The sequence below is a fragment of the Ruegeria sp. D4 genome, from assembly GCF_056534475.1.
This window is the reverse complement of sequence record NZ_JBQFPJ010000012.1, coordinates 94,713-115,029: the sequence shown is the minus strand read 5'-3', so window position 1 is coordinate 115,029 and position 20,317 is coordinate 94,713. Positions and strand designations below refer to the sequence as shown.

At 60.0% G+C, this 20,317-nt stretch carries 17 protein-coding genes; 3 read left to right on the top strand and 14 right to left on the bottom strand.

What is annotated here, in order from left to right; all coding sequences use genetic code 11:
• Nucleotides 1–23 precede the first annotated feature (23 nt).
• Nucleotides 24–1,076, top strand: a complete 1,053-nt coding sequence (gene mnmH, locus ACR0MI_RS16185) for a tRNA 2-selenouridine(34) synthase MnmH (RefSeq protein ID WP_170609569.1) — start codon at nt 24–26, stop codon at nt 1,074–1,076.
• Here mnmH and selD read toward each other — a convergent pair.
• From selD to ACR0MI_RS16150, 7 genes are read right to left on the bottom strand one after another with little or no spacing between them, the layout of a single operon-like run.
• Nucleotides 1,073–3,226: a selenide, water dikinase SelD gene (gene selD / locus ACR0MI_RS16180; protein ID WP_170609571.1), complete on the bottom strand. Its 2,154-nt coding sequence runs from the start codon at nt 3,224–3,226 to the stop codon at nt 1,073–1,075. The genes mnmH and selD overlap by 4 nt on opposite strands.
• Nucleotides 3,227–3,231: 5 nt before the next feature.
• Nucleotides 3,232–3,618, bottom strand: coding sequence for a Na+/H+ antiporter subunit G (locus tag ACR0MI_RS16175; RefSeq protein WP_170609573.1), 387 nt, complete (start codon nt 3,616–3,618; stop codon nt 3,232–3,234).
• Nucleotides 3,619–3,625: 7 nt separating this feature from the next.
• On the bottom strand, nt 3,626–3,895 hold the full coding sequence (locus tag ACR0MI_RS16170) for a K+/H+ antiporter subunit F (protein WP_170609575.1): 270 nt from the start codon (nt 3,893–3,895) through the stop codon (nt 3,626–3,628).
• On the bottom strand, nt 3,892–4,389 hold the full coding sequence (locus ACR0MI_RS16165; protein ID WP_170610870.1) for a Na+/H+ antiporter subunit E: 498 nt from the start codon (nt 4,387–4,389) through the stop codon (nt 3,892–3,894). The genes ACR0MI_RS16170 and ACR0MI_RS16165 overlap by 4 nt, the downstream gene beginning before the upstream one ends.
• Nucleotides 4,389–5,939, bottom strand: coding sequence for a monovalent cation/H+ antiporter subunit D (locus tag ACR0MI_RS16160; protein WP_170816721.1), 1,551 nt, complete (start codon nt 5,937–5,939; stop codon nt 4,389–4,391). The genes ACR0MI_RS16165 and ACR0MI_RS16160 overlap by 1 nt, the downstream gene beginning before the upstream one ends.
• On the bottom strand, nt 5,936–6,295 hold the full coding sequence (locus tag ACR0MI_RS16155) for a Na+/H+ antiporter subunit C (protein WP_170609578.1): 360 nt from the start codon (nt 6,293–6,295) through the stop codon (nt 5,936–5,938). The genes ACR0MI_RS16160 and ACR0MI_RS16155 overlap by 4 nt, the downstream gene beginning before the upstream one ends.
• Nucleotides 6,295–9,165: a monovalent cation/H+ antiporter subunit A gene (locus ACR0MI_RS16150; RefSeq protein WP_170609580.1), complete on the bottom strand. Its 2,871-nt coding sequence runs from the start codon at nt 9,163–9,165 to the stop codon at nt 6,295–6,297. Before ACR0MI_RS16150 ends, ACR0MI_RS16155 begins: the two co-directional genes overlap by 1 nt.
• Before the next feature lie 222 nt (nt 9,166–9,387).
• Between ACR0MI_RS16150 and ACR0MI_RS16145 the strand changes: the two genes are divergently transcribed.
• Entirely contained in the window at nt 9,388–9,858 is a 471-nt protein-coding gene (locus tag ACR0MI_RS16145; protein ID WP_170609582.1) for a rhodanese-like domain-containing protein, read from the top strand.
• Nucleotides 9,858–10,673, top strand: coding sequence for an alpha/beta fold hydrolase (locus ACR0MI_RS16140; RefSeq protein ID WP_170609584.1), 816 nt, complete (start codon nt 9,858–9,860; stop codon nt 10,671–10,673). Before ACR0MI_RS16145 ends, ACR0MI_RS16140 begins: the two co-directional genes overlap by 1 nt.
• On the opposite strand, the gene mdoH is transcribed toward ACR0MI_RS16140, so the two are convergent.
• The 7 genes from mdoH to ACR0MI_RS16105 form a co-directional block, all read right to left on the bottom strand.
• The gene (gene mdoH / locus ACR0MI_RS16135; RefSeq protein WP_170816754.1) at nt 10,674–12,545 is read right to left on the bottom strand and encodes a glucans biosynthesis glucosyltransferase MdoH; all 1,872 of its coding nucleotides are present in this window, start codon (nt 12,543–12,545) and stop codon (nt 10,674–10,676) included.
• Entirely contained in the window at nt 12,542–14,041 is a 1,500-nt protein-coding gene (locus tag ACR0MI_RS16130) for a glucan biosynthesis protein G (protein WP_170609588.1), read from the bottom strand. The genes mdoH and ACR0MI_RS16130 overlap by 4 nt, the downstream gene beginning before the upstream one ends.
• Nucleotides 14,038–15,255, bottom strand: coding sequence for an OpgC domain-containing protein (locus tag ACR0MI_RS16125; protein WP_170609590.1), 1,218 nt, complete (start codon nt 15,253–15,255; stop codon nt 14,038–14,040). Before ACR0MI_RS16125 ends, ACR0MI_RS16130 begins: the two co-directional genes overlap by 4 nt.
• A 31-nt stretch (nt 15,256–15,286) precedes the next feature.
• On the bottom strand, nt 15,287–16,657 hold the full coding sequence (locus ACR0MI_RS16120; RefSeq protein WP_170816724.1) for a tetratricopeptide repeat protein: 1,371 nt from the start codon (nt 16,655–16,657) through the stop codon (nt 15,287–15,289).
• 180 nt (nt 16,658–16,837) lie between these two features.
• Nucleotides 16,838–18,022, bottom strand: coding sequence for a CoA transferase (locus ACR0MI_RS16115; protein WP_170609594.1), 1,185 nt, complete (start codon nt 18,020–18,022; stop codon nt 16,838–16,840).
• Nucleotides 18,009–19,628 carry a thiamine pyrophosphate-binding protein gene (locus ACR0MI_RS16110; protein ID WP_170816725.1) on the bottom strand — a complete coding sequence of 540 codons (1,620 nt, stop codon included), beginning with the start codon at nt 19,626–19,628 and terminating at the stop codon, nt 18,009–18,011. Before ACR0MI_RS16110 ends, ACR0MI_RS16115 begins: the two co-directional genes overlap by 14 nt.
• Nucleotides 19,629–19,707: 79 nt before the next feature.
• Nucleotides 19,708–20,172, bottom strand: a complete 465-nt coding sequence (locus ACR0MI_RS16105; protein WP_170609597.1) for a DUF302 domain-containing protein — start codon at nt 20,170–20,172, stop codon at nt 19,708–19,710.
• Nucleotides 20,173–20,317 lie beyond the last annotated feature (145 nt).

The window sequence follows — 20,317 nt, the reverse complement described above, 5'->3', positions numbered from 1 at the left end:
CAAGCCCAAGATAGACCGCAGATATGGTTCTGAAATTCACCACCCTGCCTGACCTCTACACACACGACTTCGATACCGTGATCGATGTGCGAAGCCCTGCGGAATACGCCGAGGATCATTTGCCGGGTGCCATCAATCTGCCGGTTCTGGACAATGAAGAACGGGCGAAAGTCGGCACGATCTACGTTCAGGAAAGCCCGTTTCTGGCCCGCAAGCTGGGCGCGGCTCTGGTGTTTCGCAATGCTGCCGCGCATATCGAAAACAGCCTCAGCCAGCACGAGGGAGGATGGCGGCCTCTGGTCTACTGCTGGCGCGGAGGGCAGCGGTCAGGGTCGTTTACTTGGATGCTGCAGCAAATCGGGTGGCGTGCCGACGTAGTTGAAGGTGGCTACCGCACCTACCGCCGGCTGGTGAACCGCTATCTGTACGATGACGTCCTGCCGCACCGCTTTGTGGCGCTGGACGGATATACAGGAACGGCAAAAACCGAATTGCTCGCGCATCTCGCAAAGCGAGGCGTGCAGGTTCTGGACCTTGAGGCGCTGGCCAATCATCGCGGCTCGTTGCTGGGTGAAATGCCCGGAGGACAACCCAGCCAGAAAGGGTTTGAGTCCGCATTATCCGCCGTGCTTTGTCGGATGGACGCCAGTCGGCCAGTGGTCGTCGAGGCCGAGTCGTCCAAAATCGGAAGTCTGATCCTGCCGCCAAGCCTTTGGAACGGGCTGCGTGCGGCTCCACGTATCCGAATTGATGCCCCGCTTGCGGCGCGGGCAGATTATCTGGTCGCTGCCTATGATGACATTCTTTCAGATCACGAGCGGATGCGTGACCGGCTGTCACCGCTGCGCTTTCATCGCGGCCATGACTTCGTCGATAACTGGCTGTCCCTGATGGAGGCCGGAGATAAACGTGGTTTGACGCGGGCGCTGATGGATCAGCACTATGATCCGGCCTACGCCAAGTCGCAGAAAGGTAGGGGCGCTCAGGTCATTGCGGAGCTTCAGGCCGACCGGCTGGACACCGACAGTCTTGCCGATGTCGCCGCCCGGATCGAACAGGTTCTGGCCCGGCTTTAAAGACGCAAGCCCGGGGCCTCGGTTAACCGACCGACAATAGCTGCCGGATATCCCGCGTCACGAAGTACCGCGCACAGGTCCTGAGCCTGGTCCGGGGCGACCGCAGCCAGCAATCCTCCGGCGGTTTGGGGGTCGAATAACAGGCCTGCTTTACCTTCCGCAGGCAGTTCCGGAGCAATTGCCCTGTTGTCAGCGAAAATGCTCGACCGGATGCCGTTCGAATACAACTCTTCAGCGCCGACCATTGCAGGCACGGCCTCAAGATCCAGTGCTGCACCGCAATCCGAAGCCTCGCACATTCCCTTCAGGTGGCCGGCCAGACCAAAACCCGTGACATCCGTCATCGCATGCGCGTGCCTGAGGATTTCGGCGGCTGTGCCCTGTGGGTGGGTCATGTGGCGAAATGCGGCCGCGACCCACGCGCCATCGGCCTGACCAGCCATTTCAGCGGCCATCAAAACACCGCTGCCAATAGGTTTGGTCAGGATCAGTGCATCCCCCGGCAGACCACCGGCCAGAGTAATAGGTTCCTGGGCGCAAAGACCGGTGATGGTGAAACCGATGGTCATCTCATCGCCCATAGAGCTGTGGCCGCCAACAATCTCGGCACCAGCCTGCCGCAGAACGTCGCTGGCGGTTGTCATGATTTCCGTCATCGTGCGGTGCTGCAACGTAGCGGACATGCGGGGCAGGATCACAGTTGCAGTCGCCGCCTGCGGCGCCGCACCCATCGCCCAGATATCACCAAGCGCGTGCACGGCCGCGATGCGCGTCATCAACACGGGGTCTGCGGTGAAGCTGCGCAAGTGATCCGACGTGATGACCTGACGCGCCCCACCCGTTGTCAGCAGGGCCGCATCATCGCCGGGCAGGGGGGTGACATCCGTGCGTTCGGGCGCAGGCAACGTCTGCAAGGCTTGCTGCAAGGCGCCACGCCCAACCTTGGCACCACAACCGCCGCACATCGGTTTGTCACCCAATGCTTCGCGCAAACCGTCCGCATGATGCCTGGGCAGTTTAGGTATTGCCATCTGCGGCAGGTCGCGAAATCTGTTCATGAATTTCTGGTCGATGTGGTTTTTCCAGTTCCACATCAACGGACCGCTGAATGACGTTCCCAACTTTTCCGCAAGGGCGGACTTCCTGCCCAGCGAAATCAGTTTCAGATAATCTTTCTGCGGCACGTACCGCCGCATCCGTCCCGCTCCCAATGCCGCGCGCAGATTGTCAAACAGAACCGGCGCTTCACGGACCGCATAGACACCGGCCTTGGGGCGCGGGTTGTCGGACAGGTGTGCGCAATCACCGGCGGCAAAGATCAAGGGGTCGCTGGACTGCAGATGCGCGTTGACGCTGATGTAGCCATCCTGCACCTCCAACCCTGTTTCAGCGATCCAGTCATAGGGTCGCGCACCTGCGGCTCCGGTCACGAACGCGGCTGGGATGTGGCGGCCATCCTCCAGTTCAACATAATCCTTGCCGATCTGGCGAATGGAGGCGTTTTCGAAGATCTCGATCCCCAGGCTTTCCATCGCCTGTCGGATGGTTTCCCCGGCCTTGGGGCCTGTGGCCGTCAAAGCCTTGGCGTTGTCGATCAGCGCGACTCGGGCGTCGCGGCCCTGCACCCGCAATGCATGCGCCATCGCCATGACCAGTTCGATCCCGGCAACACCGCCGCCAATGACCGCGACCGACGCGGGCCCGGGCGTCTTCAGGTAGTCGCCCCAGCGTGCCGCAAATAGGCCAAGAGGTTTCGCCGGCACCGCATGTTCTGCAAATCCGGGCAAGGCGGGCATGTCAGAAGTTATGCCCACATTGACCGAAGCGACATCAAACGAAACAGGCAGGTGTCCTGATACGTGAACAACCCGGCTTGCCGGATCCAGGCCGTTTACCGCGCCCAGAATGATGCGCGCCCCGGCAAATCGCGCCAGCTTTACCAGATCGATGTCCAGCTCGTCCCGCCTGTAATGCCCGGCCACATAACCCGGCAACATGCCGGAGTAAGGCGCGGTCGGGCCGGGATTGATGATGGTCAGTCGCGCGCCGGGCAAGGGGTTCATTCCCCACTTGCGCAGCACAAGCGCGTGCGTGTGGCCCCCGCCGATCAGAACCAGATCGCGGGTCAGCGGCAACGAAGGTGTATGCATCAGGGTCAGTTCGCTGTGTGATCCGGGACGTCTTCGACCTGCTCGACCGCGTGGGTGGCCCAAAGCTCATCCTCGCCTGCATCCGGCAGATCGCCGGGCGATTCATGGCGATGAATGTGCCATTTGGCAATGAACAGGGCCGTGATCGGCGCGGTCAGGAACAAAAACAGCGTTATCAGCAGCTCGTGCAGCGACGCGTGATCCTCCAGTAGGACGGAATGAAAGATCGACGCCAGCAGAACGCCCCCAACGCCCAGAGTTGTGGCCTTTGTCGGCGCGTGCAGCCGGGACATCGGATCCTTCAGCTTGATCATGCCAAACGATCCCACGAAACCAAATATGCCCGAGACGATCAGGAAGAAAGCGATGAGAAATTCGAAAATGAAACCCATGTCGCCCTCACTCGATAATGTTGCCACGCAGCATGAAGCGTGCGTAAGCCACCGTTGAAACAAAGCCCAGCATGGCGATGATCATGGCGGATTCAAAGAAGATCTCGGTTCCCAGCCTGAGACCGTAAAGGATCATCAACGCGATGGTGTTGATGACCATGGTATCCAGCGCCAGTACCCGCGTGCCGACACCGTCGGCCGTTACGATCCGCCACAGGCACATCATGATCGCCGCGCCAAAACAGGCAAAAGTAAAGTAGATGGCATAGGTGATCATTCGAAAATCTCCTTGAGGCGACGTTCATAGCGTTGCTTGATCTGGTCCCGAACCTCGTCAGTGTTCGGGGCGTCAAGGCAATGGACCAAAAGGTTGTGCCCCTGCGCAGACAGATCGCAGCTGACGGTGCCCGGCGTCATGGTGATCGTTCCGGCCAGCACGGTAATCGCCTCGGGTGTGCGCAGTTCAAGCGGAATACAGACCCAGTTTGGTTGCCGATCACTGTCGCGCTTGAACAGGATGATCCGGGCGACCGCGATATTGGCCATCACAATGTCCCATAGAACGACAAGCATGTATTCCACGATCATCGGCCAGTTGCGCAGTATGGGACGGTCCGGCCAGTAGGGCTGCGTGATGAACGGGATGATGATCCCCAGAATCAGACCAAACACCAGCGAATTCAGCGAGGGTTGGTTGGCAAGCAACATCCACACAAACGTCAGCAGAATGGTCAGATGCGGGTGCGGAAATATCCGGTGTAGCAGTTTGATCATTCTTCACCTCCCATGACGGCCGAGATGTAATTTTCGGGCGAGAACAATTGTCCTGCCGTGCCTTCAGCGTAGGTCAGCGCCGGGCCAGCGAACAAGGTCAACAGCATCAGGCCAAGGACCAATCCGAATACCGCCGTGAATGCCAGCGCCGGTTGAGGTTCGGGCGCAGGCAGAACGACGTCTTCATCTTCATCTTCATTTTCGGTCTCTGCTGTGGTGTTAAGCTGCGCGTCGTGGCTTTTCCAGAAGATCAGCGAACCGGCCCGGGCCAGTCCGACGATGGTCACAAAAGACCCGATCAGGATCACCGCCCAGATTGCGTTGGCGTCCGGGGCATCCCGCGCGGCGTCCAGTACCAGCAGTTTACCAACAAAACCGGACAGTGGCGGCATACCGGCCAGCGCAATTGCGCCCACGAAGAACAGCGCCGAAATCAACCCGCTTTGCGGCATCGGAGTGCCGGGCTCAATGGCACCGCCGCGCCGCTGCATCAAAAGGTCGGCCACAAGGAACAAAAGCGCCGTCGCCAGTGTCGAGTGGAAAATGTAATATAGCGCGGCAGCGGTTGCGCCGGGCGAGAACAGCGAAATCGCAATCAGCAAAGTGCCCATCGACGCAATCGCGCAGAATGCGACCAGGCGCGCGATGTGCTGTGCTCCCAGAATGCCGATTGCTCCAACCGCCAGAGTGACCAATGCAGCCGGTTGCAGCCAAGCTCCGACCAGGCCTTCTGTCACTGCGACGTCGGGACCAAAATCCAGGGTATAGACCCGCAGGATCGAGTATGCGCCCACCTTGGTCATGATCGCAAACAGCGCGGCCACAGGCAAAGGCGCGTTGGCATAGCTGGCGGGCAACCAGAAATGCAGCGGCAGAACGGCGGCCTTGATGCAGAAGACCAGCAGCAGCAGTACCGCGCCGACCCGCAGCAAAGCTGTATCTTCAGGTGGAATTTCGGCCACGCGCAGCGCCAGATCGGCCATGTTCAAAGTGCCGGTCACGGAATAGATGGTGCCAAGTGCAAACAGGAACAGGGTCGAGCCAAGCAGGTTGTAGGTGACGTACTGAACCCCGGCTTTCAACCGTACAGAACCACCTCCGTGCGTCATCAGGCCGTAAGAGGCGATCAGCAGAACTTCGAAGAAAACGAACAGGTTGAACGCGTCTCCGGTCAGAAAGGCGCCACAAACACCCATAAGCTGGAAGTGGAACAGGGCGTGAAAGTGCTTTCCCCTGTCGTCCCAGCCGGAGGCAATGGAATACAGCACGATGGGAAGGGCCAGCAATGCCGTCAGCAGCACCATCATGGCCGACAGTTTGTCCAGCACCAGCACGATCCCGAATGGCGCGGGCCAGTTGCCCAGTTCATAGACCTGAATGTCGCCGCCCGACGCTTTTGCGGTGATGGTCAGGGCGATACCCAGCAGGCCTACGACACCGGCGACCGAAAAGATGCGCTGCAGGTCCAGATGGAATCGCAGTACCATGATGATGAAGGGGGCCAGGATCGCGGGCAGGACGATCGGCGCAACGATCCAGTGATTCATGCGTCTTCTCCTGCGCCGTCCACGCTGTCCTGCGCGCTCATGTCGATGTGGTCATCCATGGACGACAGATAGGCGGACAGGGCGATCATCACGATCACCGCCGTCATACCGAACGAGATCACGATGGCCGTCAGCACGAGTGCCTGCGGCAGCGGATCGGTGTAGGGCACGTCCTTGTACTTGTTCAGAACCGCCGGCGCATTCAGCGCCAGCCGCCCGGTGGCAAACAGGAACACATTGACTGCATAGGTCAGCAAAGACAGGCCCAGAATGACGGGGAAAGTCCGGCGACGAAGGATCAGGAAGATCCCGGCTGCGGTCATGACGCCTACGGCAGAGGCTACGAGCGCTTCCATCAGGCCTGCTCCTTCTCTTGGTCTTCTTCTGGCGGATCATCCCGAAGCGGGTTGATATCCATCGGGAACTCCTGCGCCATGCCCGGTTGCCATGCAAACCGTGACAGGCTGTCCAGCGCCAGCATGACAGCACCCAGAACGGCGAGGAATACGCCGGTGTCGAACAGGATGGCAGTGGCCCATTCGAACTCTTCCAGCGGCGGCCAGTGAATGTAGCCGAAATCGCTGGTCAGGAACGGCCTTTCATTGAACCACGCGCCCAGTCCGGTCGCAGCGGCTATCAGAACGCCCCAGCCGATTGTTCCGTGGTAAAAGAACCTCTGCCGTTCAATGGCCCAGGTGTATCCGCTGGCCATGTATTGCATCAGGTAGGCGATCGCGACGATCAGACCCGCGATAAAGCCGCCGCCGGGCTGGTTGTGGCCGCGGAAAAAGATGTAGGCGCCCACCATCAGGGCAATCGGCATCATCACGCGGGTTGCAACCACCATCATAAGCGGGTGCGAGTCGCCCGATTGCGGCCAGTGCGGTTTGCGGTTCAGAAGATAGGCCCGGACATTTGTGCTCAGAACCGCCTCGGTCAGGGCAAAGATGATCAGCGCGGCAATGCCCAGAACGATGATCTCGCCAAAGGTATCAAAGCCCCGGAAGTCGACGAGAATGACGTTGACCACGTTGGTGCCGCCGCCGCCCTTGTACGAGTTCGCCAGATGGAAATCCGATATCGTCGGAAAAGCGAAATCGCGCAGCATCAGCGCATAGATCAAGGCGCCGCTGCCGATCCCGGCCACGACAGAGATCGCCGCATCCCGCCAGCGGCGCTGGGCGCTGCTGTCCCGTGGGGTTTCGGTTGGCAGAAAGTTCAGCGACAGCAGCAGCAGGATCATTGTCACCACTTCGACCGAGATTTGCGTCAGCGCCAGATCCGGGGCGGACAGGTAGTTGAACGCCATTGACACGATCAGACCCACAACACCGATCAGCACCAGTGACAACAGGCGGTTGCGGTGGAACCACATGATCGCGAGCGTTGCTCCCACCAGACAGATCCAGCCGATAATCGGTATGATTGGTGCGGGCAGCGGCACCCGGGTCTCAAGCCCGATTGTGCCGGTCGAATAGGCGTAAAAACCCATCCCCACGGTAAAGGCGATCATGATGATGGCATAGCGCGAGATGACGCCATTGTGCAGTTCGTCCGTGACCCACTGGCTGAGCTTTGTCAGCGCGCCGATCACTGCGTCGAAGATGTCTTTTGCCTCGGGCCGGGGCAGCGCATTCCAGACCTGTTCTCCGCGCTTGTGCAGCGACACCAGGAAAAAACCTCCCAGCGTTGCCACGATGGACATGTAAAGCGCCGGAGTAAAGCCATGCCACAGTTTGAGCGAATAGTAGGGCAGCTTCTCTCCGCCGATCACCGCGCTGGAGACAACGGCGACCAGCGGGCCAACGATGGCGGCGGAATACAGACCGATCAGCACAACCAGAACCACAAGAAATGCGGGGGCCAACCACAGCCCGACGGGCGGATCATGCGGATGTGCCGGGTAATCGTCCCGCTCGGGGCCAAGAAAAACGTGGCCCACAAAGCGGAAGGAATAGGCCGCTGAGAAAAGCGCCGCCAACAGGGCCAGACCGGGCACTAGATAATGCGAGTTCAGCCATGTTGTATGGACTGTTTCCTCAAGCATCATTTCCTTGGAAAGGAACCCGTTCAGCGGTGGCAGGCCAGCCATCGACAGGGCTGCAATCGTCCCGATGGTGAAGGTGATCGGCATCAGGTGCCGCAACCCGCCCAGCCGTTTGACGTCACGGGTTCCGGTCTCGTGGTCGACGATCCCTGCGGTCATGAACAGGGCGGCCTTGAAAGTTGCATGGTTGATGATGTGGAAGATGGCGGCCACGGCGGCAATCTTGGTGCCAAAGCCCAGCAGCATGGTCACAAGACCCAGATGCGACACGGTCGAAAACGCCAGCAAGGCCTTGAGGTCATCCTTGAACAGCGCAATGCAGGCACCGATCAACATCGTTACCAGACCGGTTGTTGCCACGATGTAGAACCAGGCCTCGGTCCCGGCCAGAACCGGCCACATCCGCGCCATCAGGAACAGCCCGGCCTTTACCATCGTGGCCGAGTGCAGGTAGGCCGAAACCGGTGTTGGTGCGGCCATCGCGTGCGGCAGCCAGAAATGGAACGGGAACTGCGCTGACTTGGTGAAACAACCCAGCAGGATCAGGATCAGCGCGGGCATGTAGTAGGGCGACGACTGGATCAGCTCCTTGTTCTGGAGGATAACGCTCAGGTCGTAGGACCCCACGATATTACCAAGGATCAGCATCCCGGCGATCATCGCCAGCCCGCCTGATCCGGTGACAGCCAGCGCCATGCGCGCGCCCTGACGCCCCTCGGGCAGGTGCCGCCAGTATCCGATCAGCAGGAAGGAACTGAGCGACGTGAGTTCCCAGAAAATCAACAAAAGCAGAATGTTGTCGGACAGAACGATGCCCACCATCGCGCCCTGGAACAGAAGAAGATAGGTATAGAACTGCCCCATCGGGTCTTCGCGGGACAGGTAGAACCGCGCATAGAGGATGATCAGCAAACCGATCCCCAGGATCAGCAGGGCAAACAGAAACCCCAGCCCGTCCAGCATGAAATTCGCGTTCAGTCCCAGCCCCGGTATCCAGTCGAACCTGGCCGTCACCACCTCGCCGCGCATGACGGACGGAATGTGGATCAGCAGCCCCATCAGTGCCAGAAATGTGGTCAGTCCGGCAGCCGAGGCCGCCGCGTTTCGTCCCGCCCGGATCAGAAGGGCTGGGAACACAGCTCCGAGGAAGGGAAGGGCCGCGATAAGGAATAGGGACAAGTGCGATACTCCGGTCTGGGCGGTCAAAGTGGTATTGATTTTGTAAGGATAATTCTCTGACTGTCCAGCGATTGCAAGATTATGCGCCCGTTTCGGCGTGAAGGGCGCGCGGATTTTCCTTTGGGGCGAAAATGACGCGAACTTGATCCGGCCGATGCCAATTCGATGCGGCAATGTGCTTCGCCCTGTGATAAAACCGATTTGTCGGCATGGGAGCGCGGCGTGGCAGAAAAAGTGAACCTAACGCGAAGGCGGGTAGTTTTGGGTGTTGGTGCCGCCATCGCCGCCGGCTTTGCGATACGGCAGTACCGTCTGATTCCACAGGATTATTCCGGTGGACGGGTTCAGGTCGCCGGCGCGTATCAACAGGCAGTTTCGGGGGACATCCTGCTGGTGGATATCCGTACCCCCCGGGAATGGCGCGCAACCGGGATTGGCAGGGGCGCGCATCCGCTTGATATGCGCCGCGAGGACTTCGTGCAGGCGCTCACGCAGCTTGCAGATGGCGATCGGTCTGCGCCTGTTGCGCTGATCTGCGCCCGCGGCGTCCGGTCGGCGCGGCTGAGCAATCAACTGACGGCTGCCGGTTTTACCAATATTGTCGACGTCCCCGAAGGCATGCTGGGCTCGGCCGCCGGACCGGGTTGGCTGCGCGCAGGGCTGCCGGTCGAAGCTTACAAAGAGGACATTTGATGAAAGCGAAATTCTGGCTGGCGCTGAGCCTTTCATTCGCCGGACAAACGGCTTTGGCCACTTGTGCCGAATCTGAAGGTACGTGCGAGACCCCGTCCGGCGAATACCACATCGAATTGCCAAAGGCCGAAAACCCGCCGCTGGTCGTGTTCCTGCATGGCTATGGCGGCAGCGGCAGCGGTACGATGAAGAACCGCAATATGGTCGATCCGCTGCTCGCGCGTGGCTATGCGGTGATGGCACCCGAAGGGGCAATCAGCAACGGGCGCAAAAGCTGGAACTTCTATCCCGGCTGGGAGGGGCGGGACGATACCGCCTTTCTGACCGAAGTGGTGCAGGACGCAGCCGACCGATTTGGCATCGACAGCGACCGGGTTGTGCTGGGCGGGTTTTCCGCAGGCGGGTTCATGGTGAACTATCTGGCCTGCGATGCGCCAGAGACGTTTTCGGCCTATGTGCCCGTGTCAGGAGGCTTTTGGCGGCCAAATCCCGAAAGCTGCGCAGGGCCGGTCAAGCTGTTTCACACCCATGGCTGGGCAGACAATGTAGTCCCGTTGGAGGGGCGCATACTGGGTGGGGGCCGGTTCCATCAGGGGGATATCTTTGCAGGGTTTGAAATCTGGCGGGAAGCCAATGAATGCCCGGATACCAAACCATCCGGGTTTTCGATCACGGGCAATTTCATGCGCCGAAACTGGACAGGCTGCGCCGAAAACAGCGCGCTGGAGTTTGCGCTGTTTCCTGGTGGTCACGGTGTTCCCAAAGGGTGGGCGGACATGATGGTGGACTGGTACGAAGGCCTGCCCGGAAGCTGATCATTCCGCCGGGGTCATCGTCCCCTTGCCCTCGATTAGGCGTTTCAGTTCGTCACGGTGGCGGCGGGCCGAACGGGTGATTGCGGGTTCGGCGAAGTCCTCGCGCATACCGACCATGCGCCGGGCCGTTCCTGCGGACACGCCGCTAAGCGCGGACAGCGGTATAGCCAGGGCCAGGCTGATGGCGATCGGGGCCAGCCAGACCGATACCAGCCCGGCCAGAATCCCAACGCTCAGTGCGATCCCGCTGATCGTTTCCAGAGCGTGGCACAGAACAAGGGTGCGCAGGCTATAGCTACCGCCGTCGCGGGCTTGCGGGGACCAACCTTTTTGGATGCCCAACGCTGTTCGGAAGACTGCGATCATCTGTTGTACCATCAGGATCGGGGCATAGAGGATCGACAGGATCACCTCGGACAGAAACGAGATGAAAAACCGCCGCCCGCCACCGAAATCGGAATAGCGAACACCGCTAAGGGGCAGGGCCACGACGCCCAGTACCTTGGGCGCCAGCAACATTGCATACATGACCAGAATGATCAGCACGTGGCGGGTTTCAGTCATTTCCGGCCATTGCGGAAATAGCGGGTTGTCTGGGCTGAAATAGTGTAGAACCGACGCATCCTCGCCCTGACCGATCAGCGCCCACATGACCAGCAGCGCGAACCACAGCGGTGACATCAGATAGCCGACCGCACCATGAAACATGTGGAAGCGGGACACCGCGCGGAATCCGGCAGAGCCCAGCAGTTTCAGGTGCTGCAGGTTGCCCTGACACCAGCGGCGGTCGCGCATGGCGTGGTCAATCAGGGTGGGCGGTGTCTCTTCATACGATCCGCGAATACGCGGCAGGAAACGCACACCCCAGCCGGCGCGGCGCAGCAACCCGGCCTCGACAAAGTCGTGGCTCATGATCAGTTGGTCCTGCCCACTGACAGATCGCAGTTTGGGCAGCCCGGCGCAGCAGGCAAAGGCACGGGTTCGAATGATGGCATTGTGGCCCCAGTAGTTGCCTTCCTGCCCGCACCAGCGGGCCAGTCCTTCGGCAAAGGCAATGCCATAAACTCCGTTGGCGAATTGCTGCATCCGGGCAAAGACCGACTGCGCACCGATCAGTTGCGGATAACTCTGGATCAGGCCCGCGCCTGGATCACGCGCCAGAGAATCCGTCAGGCGGGCGATGGCGCGGCCGGTCATCAGGCTGTCGGCATCCAGCACCAGCATCGCATCCCAGTCCGCGCCCCAACGGCTAACCCAGTCGGCGATGTTGCCGACCTTGCGGTCGGTGTTCTGTTCGCGGCGGCGGTAATACAACTCCAGCCCGGGTGCGAGCGAGGTTCGCAGCGCCTCGACGCTGGCCTGTTCCTGCGCGGCAATCTCGGGGTCGCGCGTGTCGGACAGGATGAACATGGCATAGTGATGCTGGCCGCCGCGCGCCCGCAATTCTTCCAGCATGGTCCGGGCATTGCCCAGAACGAACCACGGCACTTCGTTATAGACCGGCATCAACAACGCGACGCGCAGCGGGGTCGGGCGGGTCTGGTGTTTGGGCTGCTCCTGTCGCGCAAGCGACGCCATGCCCAGAAGAACTGTGCAGACCGTGAACGAGATCCAGAAGAAATTGAACGAGATCAGCGTCAGCAGAATGCCCTCGATCAGGTTGATCCCTTCGGCCCCGAACCAGTCGGACATCACCCACAACAGGCCCAGCGTTGCGGCCATCGCGGGTGAAAAAGCCAAGGCGCGCCAGAACCCGGCAGACGGATTGTCCGTCCGGGACGGAACCTGTGCGTCACGGAACCCGGCGCTGAAATCCTGCGCCGGCATGGCCAGAGGCGCCTCGAGGGGCATGATATGCAGATCGCGGTTCATGTGGTCCATCTGTACAGCCAGACCTCGGAGGCCGGTTGTTTTCCGACAAGCAACTGCGCGCGCAGTTCGACATGATCCCGTTCGGCGGGTTCAAATGAAAATGCCAACCGCATCCCGCCGGTATCGGGGTTGCGTTGCAACACACCGTCCGAGGTTTCGGCATGAGGCGAATCCACAAAGATCGAAATCGCCTCGGGGTCGTCGAACAAGTCGCTGGCCTCAAAGTCGATGACGGCCAGACGTCCTTCGCCGAACGTATTTTCGCCCATCGCCGTGTTGATTACCCGGGCCATCGGTGTACGCTGTGGATTGTCGCCCCAGATCAGGCGGTAGGATGTATCGATCTGGCTGCCCGCAGCATACGGGGCAGCCGGTCGCCAATAGGCAACGATGTTGTCGTAGATCTCCTGATCGGCAGGAATTTCGACCAGCGTAACCGAGCCTTTGCCCCAGTCGCCTTTGGGTTCGACCCACAGGCCGGGGCGTTTGTGATAGTTCGCTTCAAGATCAGCGTAATCCGAGAACTCACGCTTCCGTTGCATCAGGCCAAAGCCGACCGGGTTGGTGTCGACGAAGGAGGAAATCTGCAACCGCGTCGGGTTCGCCAGCGGCCGCCACAGCACTTCACCCGCGCCGTTGCGCACCAGCAGCCCGTCGCTGTCATGCACGGCGGGCCGGAAATCGTCGAAGCGGCTGTGATTGGTCTGATCGAACAGGAACATCGAGGTTCCGGGCGCGATGCCCACATGGGTCAGGTCCTCGCGCGGGAAGAGGGTCGCCTCGACCTCCATCACGCAATCCGCGCCTGCGGTGACATCAAAGCGGTACGCGCCTGTCACGCTGGGGCTGTCCATCAGCGCATGGACGATTATGTTGCGTTGGCCCGGCGCGGGGCGCTCCAGCCAGAAACGGATGAATTCGGGGAATTCCTCGCCATCCGGGTCGCCGGTCTTCAGCGCCAGCCCCCGCGCCGATAACCCATAAACCTCATGCAGGCCAATGGCGCGGAAATAGCTGGCACCTTGCCAAACGCAGAACTCATCGGTTTTACCGGGGCGGTGCATCTCGGTGCGCAAGCGCAGACCGGAGAAGCCCAGAGTGTCGTCCACGGGCAGGTGTGGCACGTCTTCGGATTTGTCGAACATCGCCAGATCGAACGCGACCGGCGTCGTCATGCCGTTTTCAACGGTCGAGACCTGAACAGTACGCGGAAAATAAAGGCCCGGGGTAAAGAAATCGACGTTGAAGGGTGTCTCGGTCTCGTACCACAGCGCCCGGTCCAGCCGGAACCGGATCGAGCGATACTGCTGATATGTCAGGTCCTGCCATTCCTGCGGCACCATCTCGCGTTCCGCATAGGGGCGGCTGGCCAGATCGCGGGCAAGCTTAATCACATCATTGCGGTCAAACGGAACCTCACCGCCAGTCGCAAACGCGGATGGGGCAAATGCCAGTGCCGTCGATAAGGTCAGAAATGCGCGGCGTGTAAGAATCATTTCTTAGATTTCCATGGTTGCGATTTGAACCATGCGGCCAGATAGGCCACACCGATGATCATGGCAAAGCCAATTATGTTGGCGGCAAAGACAGCGGCGGAATCCCGCCCGGTCTGGTCCAGCCCGACGCCGATAAGTCGTGCCGCTGCCATCGAAAATACGAAGACTGCCAGCGATTGCTGACCCACCTTGGTGATGACGGTCAGCAGCCATTGCCAGATCCGCGCCGCCACGCCGTGACCCGAGGCGATCAGGCGATGCCCGTGTTCCCCGGCGGCGACCCAGCCCAAATAGGCCAGTGACAGGAAATGGAGATAACGGAACAGTCCGAATTCGGTTTTGCTCCGCAATTCCTCGGTCAGGGGCCAGGCCTTGCGGATCAGCGCGCCCAGTTCCGGTGCTGCGGAATTCACCCAAAGGAACACCTTCCACGAGCCGAAGGGCGCGGACAAGATCAGGAACAGCGCCGCGATCCAGATCAGTGTTTTCGACACAGGCGGCGCGGGAATCCAGCCGCGCATGAATGCAAAACCGGTAAAGAACAGCAATTGCCAGCCAAATGGGTTGAAGAACCACTGGCGGTCCGACCACGGCTCGGCGGGCAGGGCCAGCACTCCGAACTGGGCGACAAGCCAGATCGTGATCGAGGTTGCCGCAACCGCCCAGAAACCGATCCGGGACAGGCCCATGAACAAGGGCATCATCGCAAGAACCACCAGATACATCGGCAGGATGTCGAAATAGTTCGGTACATAGGTGAGTGTGAAAATCCCGACCATCTGCGGCGCAGGATCGTTGAAGAAATGCTGCAGGTTCAGAGACGAGACATAGGTTTTCTCGAACGTGCCGGTTTGGTCCAGTGCGGCCATGGTCATGGCGACAAAGAAAAACAGGCCGATATGTGCCCAATAGACCTGCCAGATGCGGAAGGCGACCCGGGCGGTGCCCAGCCACCAGCCTTTGCGCAGAAAGGCCCCGCCAAAGGCAATCGCCGAGGCCATGCCGGAACAGAACACAAAAATCTCTGTCGCATCCGAGAAGCCGAAGCGTGCCGGAATCCATTTGGCCCACGGATCGTTCGGGATATGCGCGATCAGAATGATGAACATCGCGATGCCGCGATAGAAATCCAGCCGCGGATCGCGCGTGCTGGCAGGGGTCGCAGCCGAAGCTGCAACCGATGCAAAATCAGTAGCGGGCGAAACAGTCGCCATACGTTCTCTGTCCTTCCTGGTCTTTTTGTTGTTATTCGGCGGGCACGCTTTGCATGTCACCGCTGTCGCGTGCCGCTGCGATCAGTGCCCGACGCGCGAGGGCATAGTTGTCCTCGCCTCCGGCCCGCTTGGCACGACGGTCGTCAAGAATGTGCTCAACCTCATCCAGACGTCCGGCGCGCAGGCCGGAATCGATTGTAATACGTTCAAAAACATCACGTTGCGCATGGCTGCCACCTGCCAGTTGCATTGATCCGCGCGCGGCACACAGATGGTCAAAGGCGGTGCCATGCTGTCCTTCGGCAAATGCCTCAAGACCAAGTGCCGCGGCTACGCCGGGATCGGCCATGCGGCGGGTAGTGTCATCCTTGGCGCGTTTTGCGTCTTGCTGGATGCGGTTCAACATTTTTGCCGTGGCGTCTGCGCGATTGTCGCCGGTCAGCGCCAGCAGGTAATGCAGGTCCGCGAAAATCAAACAGCCATCTTCGGTTCGCGCGGCGGACAAATCGGCCAGTTCTTCCCAACGATTTCCGACATTTACACCCTCAAGTTCCAACCGCATCAGCAACGAGGTTCCGTTCGAGATGTCTCGGTAATCGTCGGTCTTGTCTTGGCGGATGTGGTGATCATACAGCTCCATCACCTGATCGATCTGACCCAGATCAAGATGCATCAGCGCCTTGTGCCACCACACGTGATAGCGGAAGTTGTTGCAGTGCGACCAGGCGTTTTCGCGACCGGCCAGCCAGTCCAGACCCAACTGCGCGTTACCGGTCATCTCATGCACATGCGCGACCGCATGCAGACCCCATGCGTCGTCCGAGACCATCCACAGTGCCTGACGGCCCGCGATTTCGGCCTTTTCATAGGCACCGGTTTCCTCAAGCGCGAACGAGTGGCAGCCCAGCAGGTATCCGCGCCCCGGATGATCTGGCGCATAAGCCGGCAGGATGCGTTCGATCGACCGGCGCATGCCCGGGGAATCGCCCAGCACAAATCGGGTTGCGTGGCTGAGTTTCATGGCCAGCGTATCCTGCGGATGGTCGCGCAGCACCGCTTCGAACTTCTGAACCGCCTGCTCTAACTGACCGGCCAGATAAAGCGCCAGTGCATCGACATAAAGACGTTCGCGGGCCGAGATCGGCTGCCGCGCCATTGCGGCATTTGCAGCCGTCAGCGCTTCGACTGCGACAGGCATCATTTCACGCCGGCCCAGCAATGCCATGAACAATCCTTTGACGGCATGACCCAGCGCAAAATCCGGCTCAAGCTCCAGCACTTTGCCCAAGTGCTGGGGCGTGACCGCTGAATGCGCCATGAACCCAAGCAGAACACCATTCCACGCTTCGACGCTTGCCGGCTGGGTCAAAGTGTTCATTTGTCCAAAAACGTCTTGTTTCATACTTGGGTCCAATCTGATTGCGATATTTGACACTGTTCGATTTATCAGAGTGTGCCGACGGGACGTAACAGTATCGACCCTGCTCTCGAATTGGTGAAAGGCTGTGTGTGTAAAACGCGAAAAAAACCGCCGATTCAAGGGCATGTTTCAGCAACATGCCGCCGAAACGGGCACTGTGTTTCAATCGTCGAAGGGATTTTTGGCGCTCAGAACGGCCTGGGTATCGGCGCCAAATACTGGCGGAGCCGCACGATAGGTGACCGGCGTGCGCGATAAATTGAGCGGATTTCCGATCAGTTGCACCGGTCCGGGTTGCGCTTGCATGGCGATCTGCATGTTGCGGGCCGCCGCCTGATCGGTGGCAAAAACCTGATCCAATGTTTGTACCGGACCAACGGGAACTTTCAGGTTTTCCAGACCCGCGATCACCGTTGCGGTGTCCATGCCTTGCAAGGCAGGCCGCAGCACTGCGTTCAGGGCATCGCGGTTTTCAAGGCGGACCGGGTTTGTTGAAAAACGGGGATCGTCGGCAAGGTCTTCGCGGTTGATGAAACGGCAGAACCTTTGAAACTGTGAGTCATTGCCAACCGCCAGAATGACGTGGCCGTCTGACGTTTCATAGACGTCGTAGGGCACGATATTGGGATGCCCGTTGCCTCGCCGTTGCGGAACGTTGCCGGATGTTAGGTAGTTCACACCTTCGTTGATCAGCCATGCGATCTGCGCGTCGACCAGCGCCAGATCGATCTGCTGTCCTTCGCCGGTCTGGTCGCGGTGCCGTAAAGCCGCCAGTATGCCGACGGTGGCGTACATGCCGCACATCACGTCGGCAATGCCGACACCAACTTTCATCGGCGCGCCTTCGGGGTCGCCGGTCAGCGACATGATCCCGCCATAGCCCTGCGCCATCAGATCATAGCCGGGTTTGCTCGCATTAGGTCCGGTTTGCCCATAGCCCGAGATCGAGCAGTACACGAGCCCCGGAAGCTCCTGTGACAGAGATACATAGTCCAGCCCGTATTTGGCCAGCCCGCCGGGTTTGAAGTTCTCGATCAAAATATCCGCGTACGAAGCCAGTCGCTTGATTTCGGCCTGACCCTTGGCGGTCGTGATATCGATCGCCACTGATTTCTTGTTGCGGTTGGCTGCCATGAAATAAGCACTCAGGTCCGAGCGGTTTCCGTCCGCATCCTCGACATATGGCGGGCCCCACTGCCGTGTGTCGTCGCCACCCGTTGCCGGGTTTTCGATCTTGATGACACTGGCGCCCAAGTCGCCCAGCAATTGCGTGCAGGTCGGCCCGGCCAGAATACGGCTGAGATCCAGAACCTTGACGCCTTTCAGCGGCCCTTCAGATGCGGCCATCGTAACCTCCGCGCTCAATCTCAGCGGCGATGACCGTGAATGTGTCGGCTTTTACGGCGGCATCCAGTGCCGCGCGCAATTCGGCGCGATTGCGAACAGTGTGGCCATTGCCGCCAAAGGCGCGCCCCATGGCGGCAAAATCGTGGCGGTCGAAGTCAACGCCCCGGTTGCCCATCTGACGCTGGCGCTGCTTTAGCTCAATCAGCGCAAGGCTGGCATCGACAAAGACCAGAAAGATCGGATTGCCACCCATTTCAGCAGCCGTCGAAAGCTCACCGGCGACCATCAGGAAACCGGCGTCGCCGGAAAAGCTGATCACGGGATGGTCCGGTTCTGCCAGTTTCAGGCCTATGGCCATCGGCACGGCGCAGCCCATGGTGCACAGGGCCGAGGATTGTATCAGCCCGCGCTGCTCAGAACATTCCCACATCTGGCTGAGCAGGATGCGATGCGCGCCGCTGTCGGCCGTCGCCAGGGTTTCAGGTGGAAGCGCTGCGCGGGATTCCGCGATCACTGCGGCGGGTCCCCAGTCGTCATCCATCGGGAACGCTTGCGCCAGTGCCGCTTTCACTTGTTCGGGCTCACCACCAGGCCACGTCGCGCGCGCGGGATTGCCCTTGGCGATGGCCTCCAGCGTGGCCGCTGTGTCGGCAACCAGATTGAGCCCGGCCTGATGCATGTAGTGATCGTTGACGACCGCCGAGATGTCGATCACGCGCTTTTCCTCGGGGTCCCAGATCTCGCGCCAGCCGGGGCGCATTTCGATTGGGTCATAACCCAGGCACAGGACCAGATCGGCCTGCTCCACCAATGGCACCAGATGCTTGTCCGCCAGCGGGGACAGCCCTGCAGCGCCCAGACACAGGGGATGATCCTCGGGCACCACACCCTTGGCCTTGTAGGTGGTTACAAAAGGAATTCGGAAGTGCTCAAGAAAGGCCCGCACTACACAGCGCGAGTCGTCATAGAGGACATCAAGCCCGATGATGGCCAGCGGACGCTCGGCGTCGGCGACCCAGCGCCGGGCCTTTTCAAGGCAGTTCCCTTCGGGGGCAACGGCGGCGGGCTTGGTCAGCCGGCGCCGTTTCGTGTTGCTGACACGCGTATCGGCAACCGAGATCGGCACGTCGATATGCACGGGGCCAGGACGTGGCTGATTGGCGAGCGACACGGCCTTGTCTGCGACGATATCCGCGCCCTCGGCGGTCATTACAAACGTGCCCTTCGTGATCGAGCGGTAGACCCGGGAGTGGTCCATAACCTGATGCGTATAGGTCAGCGCTTCGTCCGCGTCGACGCAGCCGGTCAGCACGATCATGGGAACCCGGTCCTGCAGTGCGTTCGCCACCACGTTGATCCCGTTCATCGCACCGGGGCCCAATGTCGCCACCAGAATCGCAGGCGCACCATCGCGATGATGTACCGCCTCGGCCATAAAACCGGCCGAGTTTTCGTGTTTGGCTAGATGAAAGGTTATACCAGCCTTCTCAAGCGCGTCGACCAGTGTCAGAACTTCTCCTCCGGGCATACCGAAAGCATGGCGACAACCGGTCTCGTACAGGCGTTGGGCCAGAATATCCGCCGCGCGGGGTGAAAGGTCCTGCATCCGTCATGCTCCGATACACAAGTTGCACAGCAGATTGCGGAGGACGCCGTCGGACGCAAGGCAGATCACGGCAGTGTGACTATTTGACTGCCGCTTCGGCCACGGCCTGAAACTTTTCGTCCAGTTCCCGGGCAATTTCGCTCAGCTTTGCGCCACCTTCTGAGGCATAGGGAGCAAACACAAATCCGGGCGTTTTATAGGACAGGGTGGCAGTTCCGTCTTCGTTTTCGGTCACGTAAAACCTGATCGGCGCCTCGATCATCGCGTTGGTCGATGTTTCCAGCACGCGCACCGCATAATCGTTGTTGAATGCGCCGATCACCTGGTTGCCGGGAATGGTGATCCCGCGCGCAGCGGCGGCCTTTGTTGGCCCGGCTTGCGTCACCACGATCAGCCCGTTTGCCTTTACCGCTGTTTTGGTGGCGTCCACCAGGTCCTCATATGACTTGTCGGTCACGTAAACCGCCCAGCCTTCGGGGATGTCGGGATCATCAGCCCAAACGGGATAGGCCAGCAGACAGAACAGGACCCGGAGCAATCTCATCACATTGCCTCATTTGGTGTGACTGACCCTGTGATGCCAGAAATTCAGTACTGGCGCATTCACATTCTTGTGGGGTGGCCCGTCGGAGGAGTGCACCGTCCATCAGACGTTCGATTGAGCCATGAGGCTTTTCGCATCGAAGCGT

Coding starts and splice junctions, on each gene's coding strand:
- selD (WP_170609571.1), bottom strand. CDS start 3,226: ATGCATACACCTTCGTTGCCGCTGACCCGCGATCTGGTTCTGATCGGC.
- ACR0MI_RS16115 (WP_170609594.1), bottom strand. CDS start 18,022: ATGGCCGCATCTGAAGGGCCGCTGAAAGGCGTCAAGGTTCTGGATCTC.
- ACR0MI_RS16140 (WP_170609584.1), top strand. CDS start 9,858: ATGAAAGCGAAATTCTGGCTGGCGCTGAGCCTTTCATTCGCCGGACAA.
- ACR0MI_RS16105 (WP_170609597.1), bottom strand. CDS start 20,172: ATGAGATTGCTCCGGGTCCTGTTCTGTCTGCTGGCCTATCCCGTTTGG.
- ACR0MI_RS16125 (WP_170609590.1), bottom strand. CDS start 15,255: ATGGCGACTGTTTCGCCCGCTACTGATTTTGCATCGGTTGCAGCTTCG.
- ACR0MI_RS16170 (WP_170609575.1), bottom strand. CDS start 3,895: ATGATCACCTATGCCATCTACTTTACTTTTGCCTGTTTTGGCGCGGCG.
- mnmH (WP_170609569.1), top strand. CDS start 24: ATGGTTCTGAAATTCACCACCCTGCCTGACCTCTACACACACGACTTC.
- ACR0MI_RS16155 (WP_170609578.1), bottom strand. CDS start 6,295: ATGGAAGCGCTCGTAGCCTCTGCCGTAGGCGTCATGACCGCAGCCGGG.
- ACR0MI_RS16175 (WP_170609573.1), bottom strand. CDS start 3,618: ATGGGTTTCATTTTCGAATTTCTCATCGCTTTCTTCCTGATCGTCTCG.
- ACR0MI_RS16120 (WP_170816724.1), bottom strand. CDS start 16,657: ATGAAACAAGACGTTTTTGGACAAATGAACACTTTGACCCAGCCGGCA.
- ACR0MI_RS16160 (WP_170816721.1), bottom strand. CDS start 5,939: ATGAATCACTGGATCGTTGCGCCGATCGTCCTGCCCGCGATCCTGGCC.
- mdoH (WP_170816754.1), bottom strand. CDS start 12,545: ATGAACCGCGATCTGCATATCATGCCCCTCGAGGCGCCTCTGGCCATG.
- ACR0MI_RS16110 (WP_170816725.1), bottom strand. CDS start 19,628: ATGCAGGACCTTTCACCCCGCGCGGCGGATATTCTGGCCCAACGCCTG.
- ACR0MI_RS16130 (WP_170609588.1), bottom strand. CDS start 14,041: ATGATTCTTACACGCCGCGCATTTCTGACCTTATCGACGGCACTGGCA.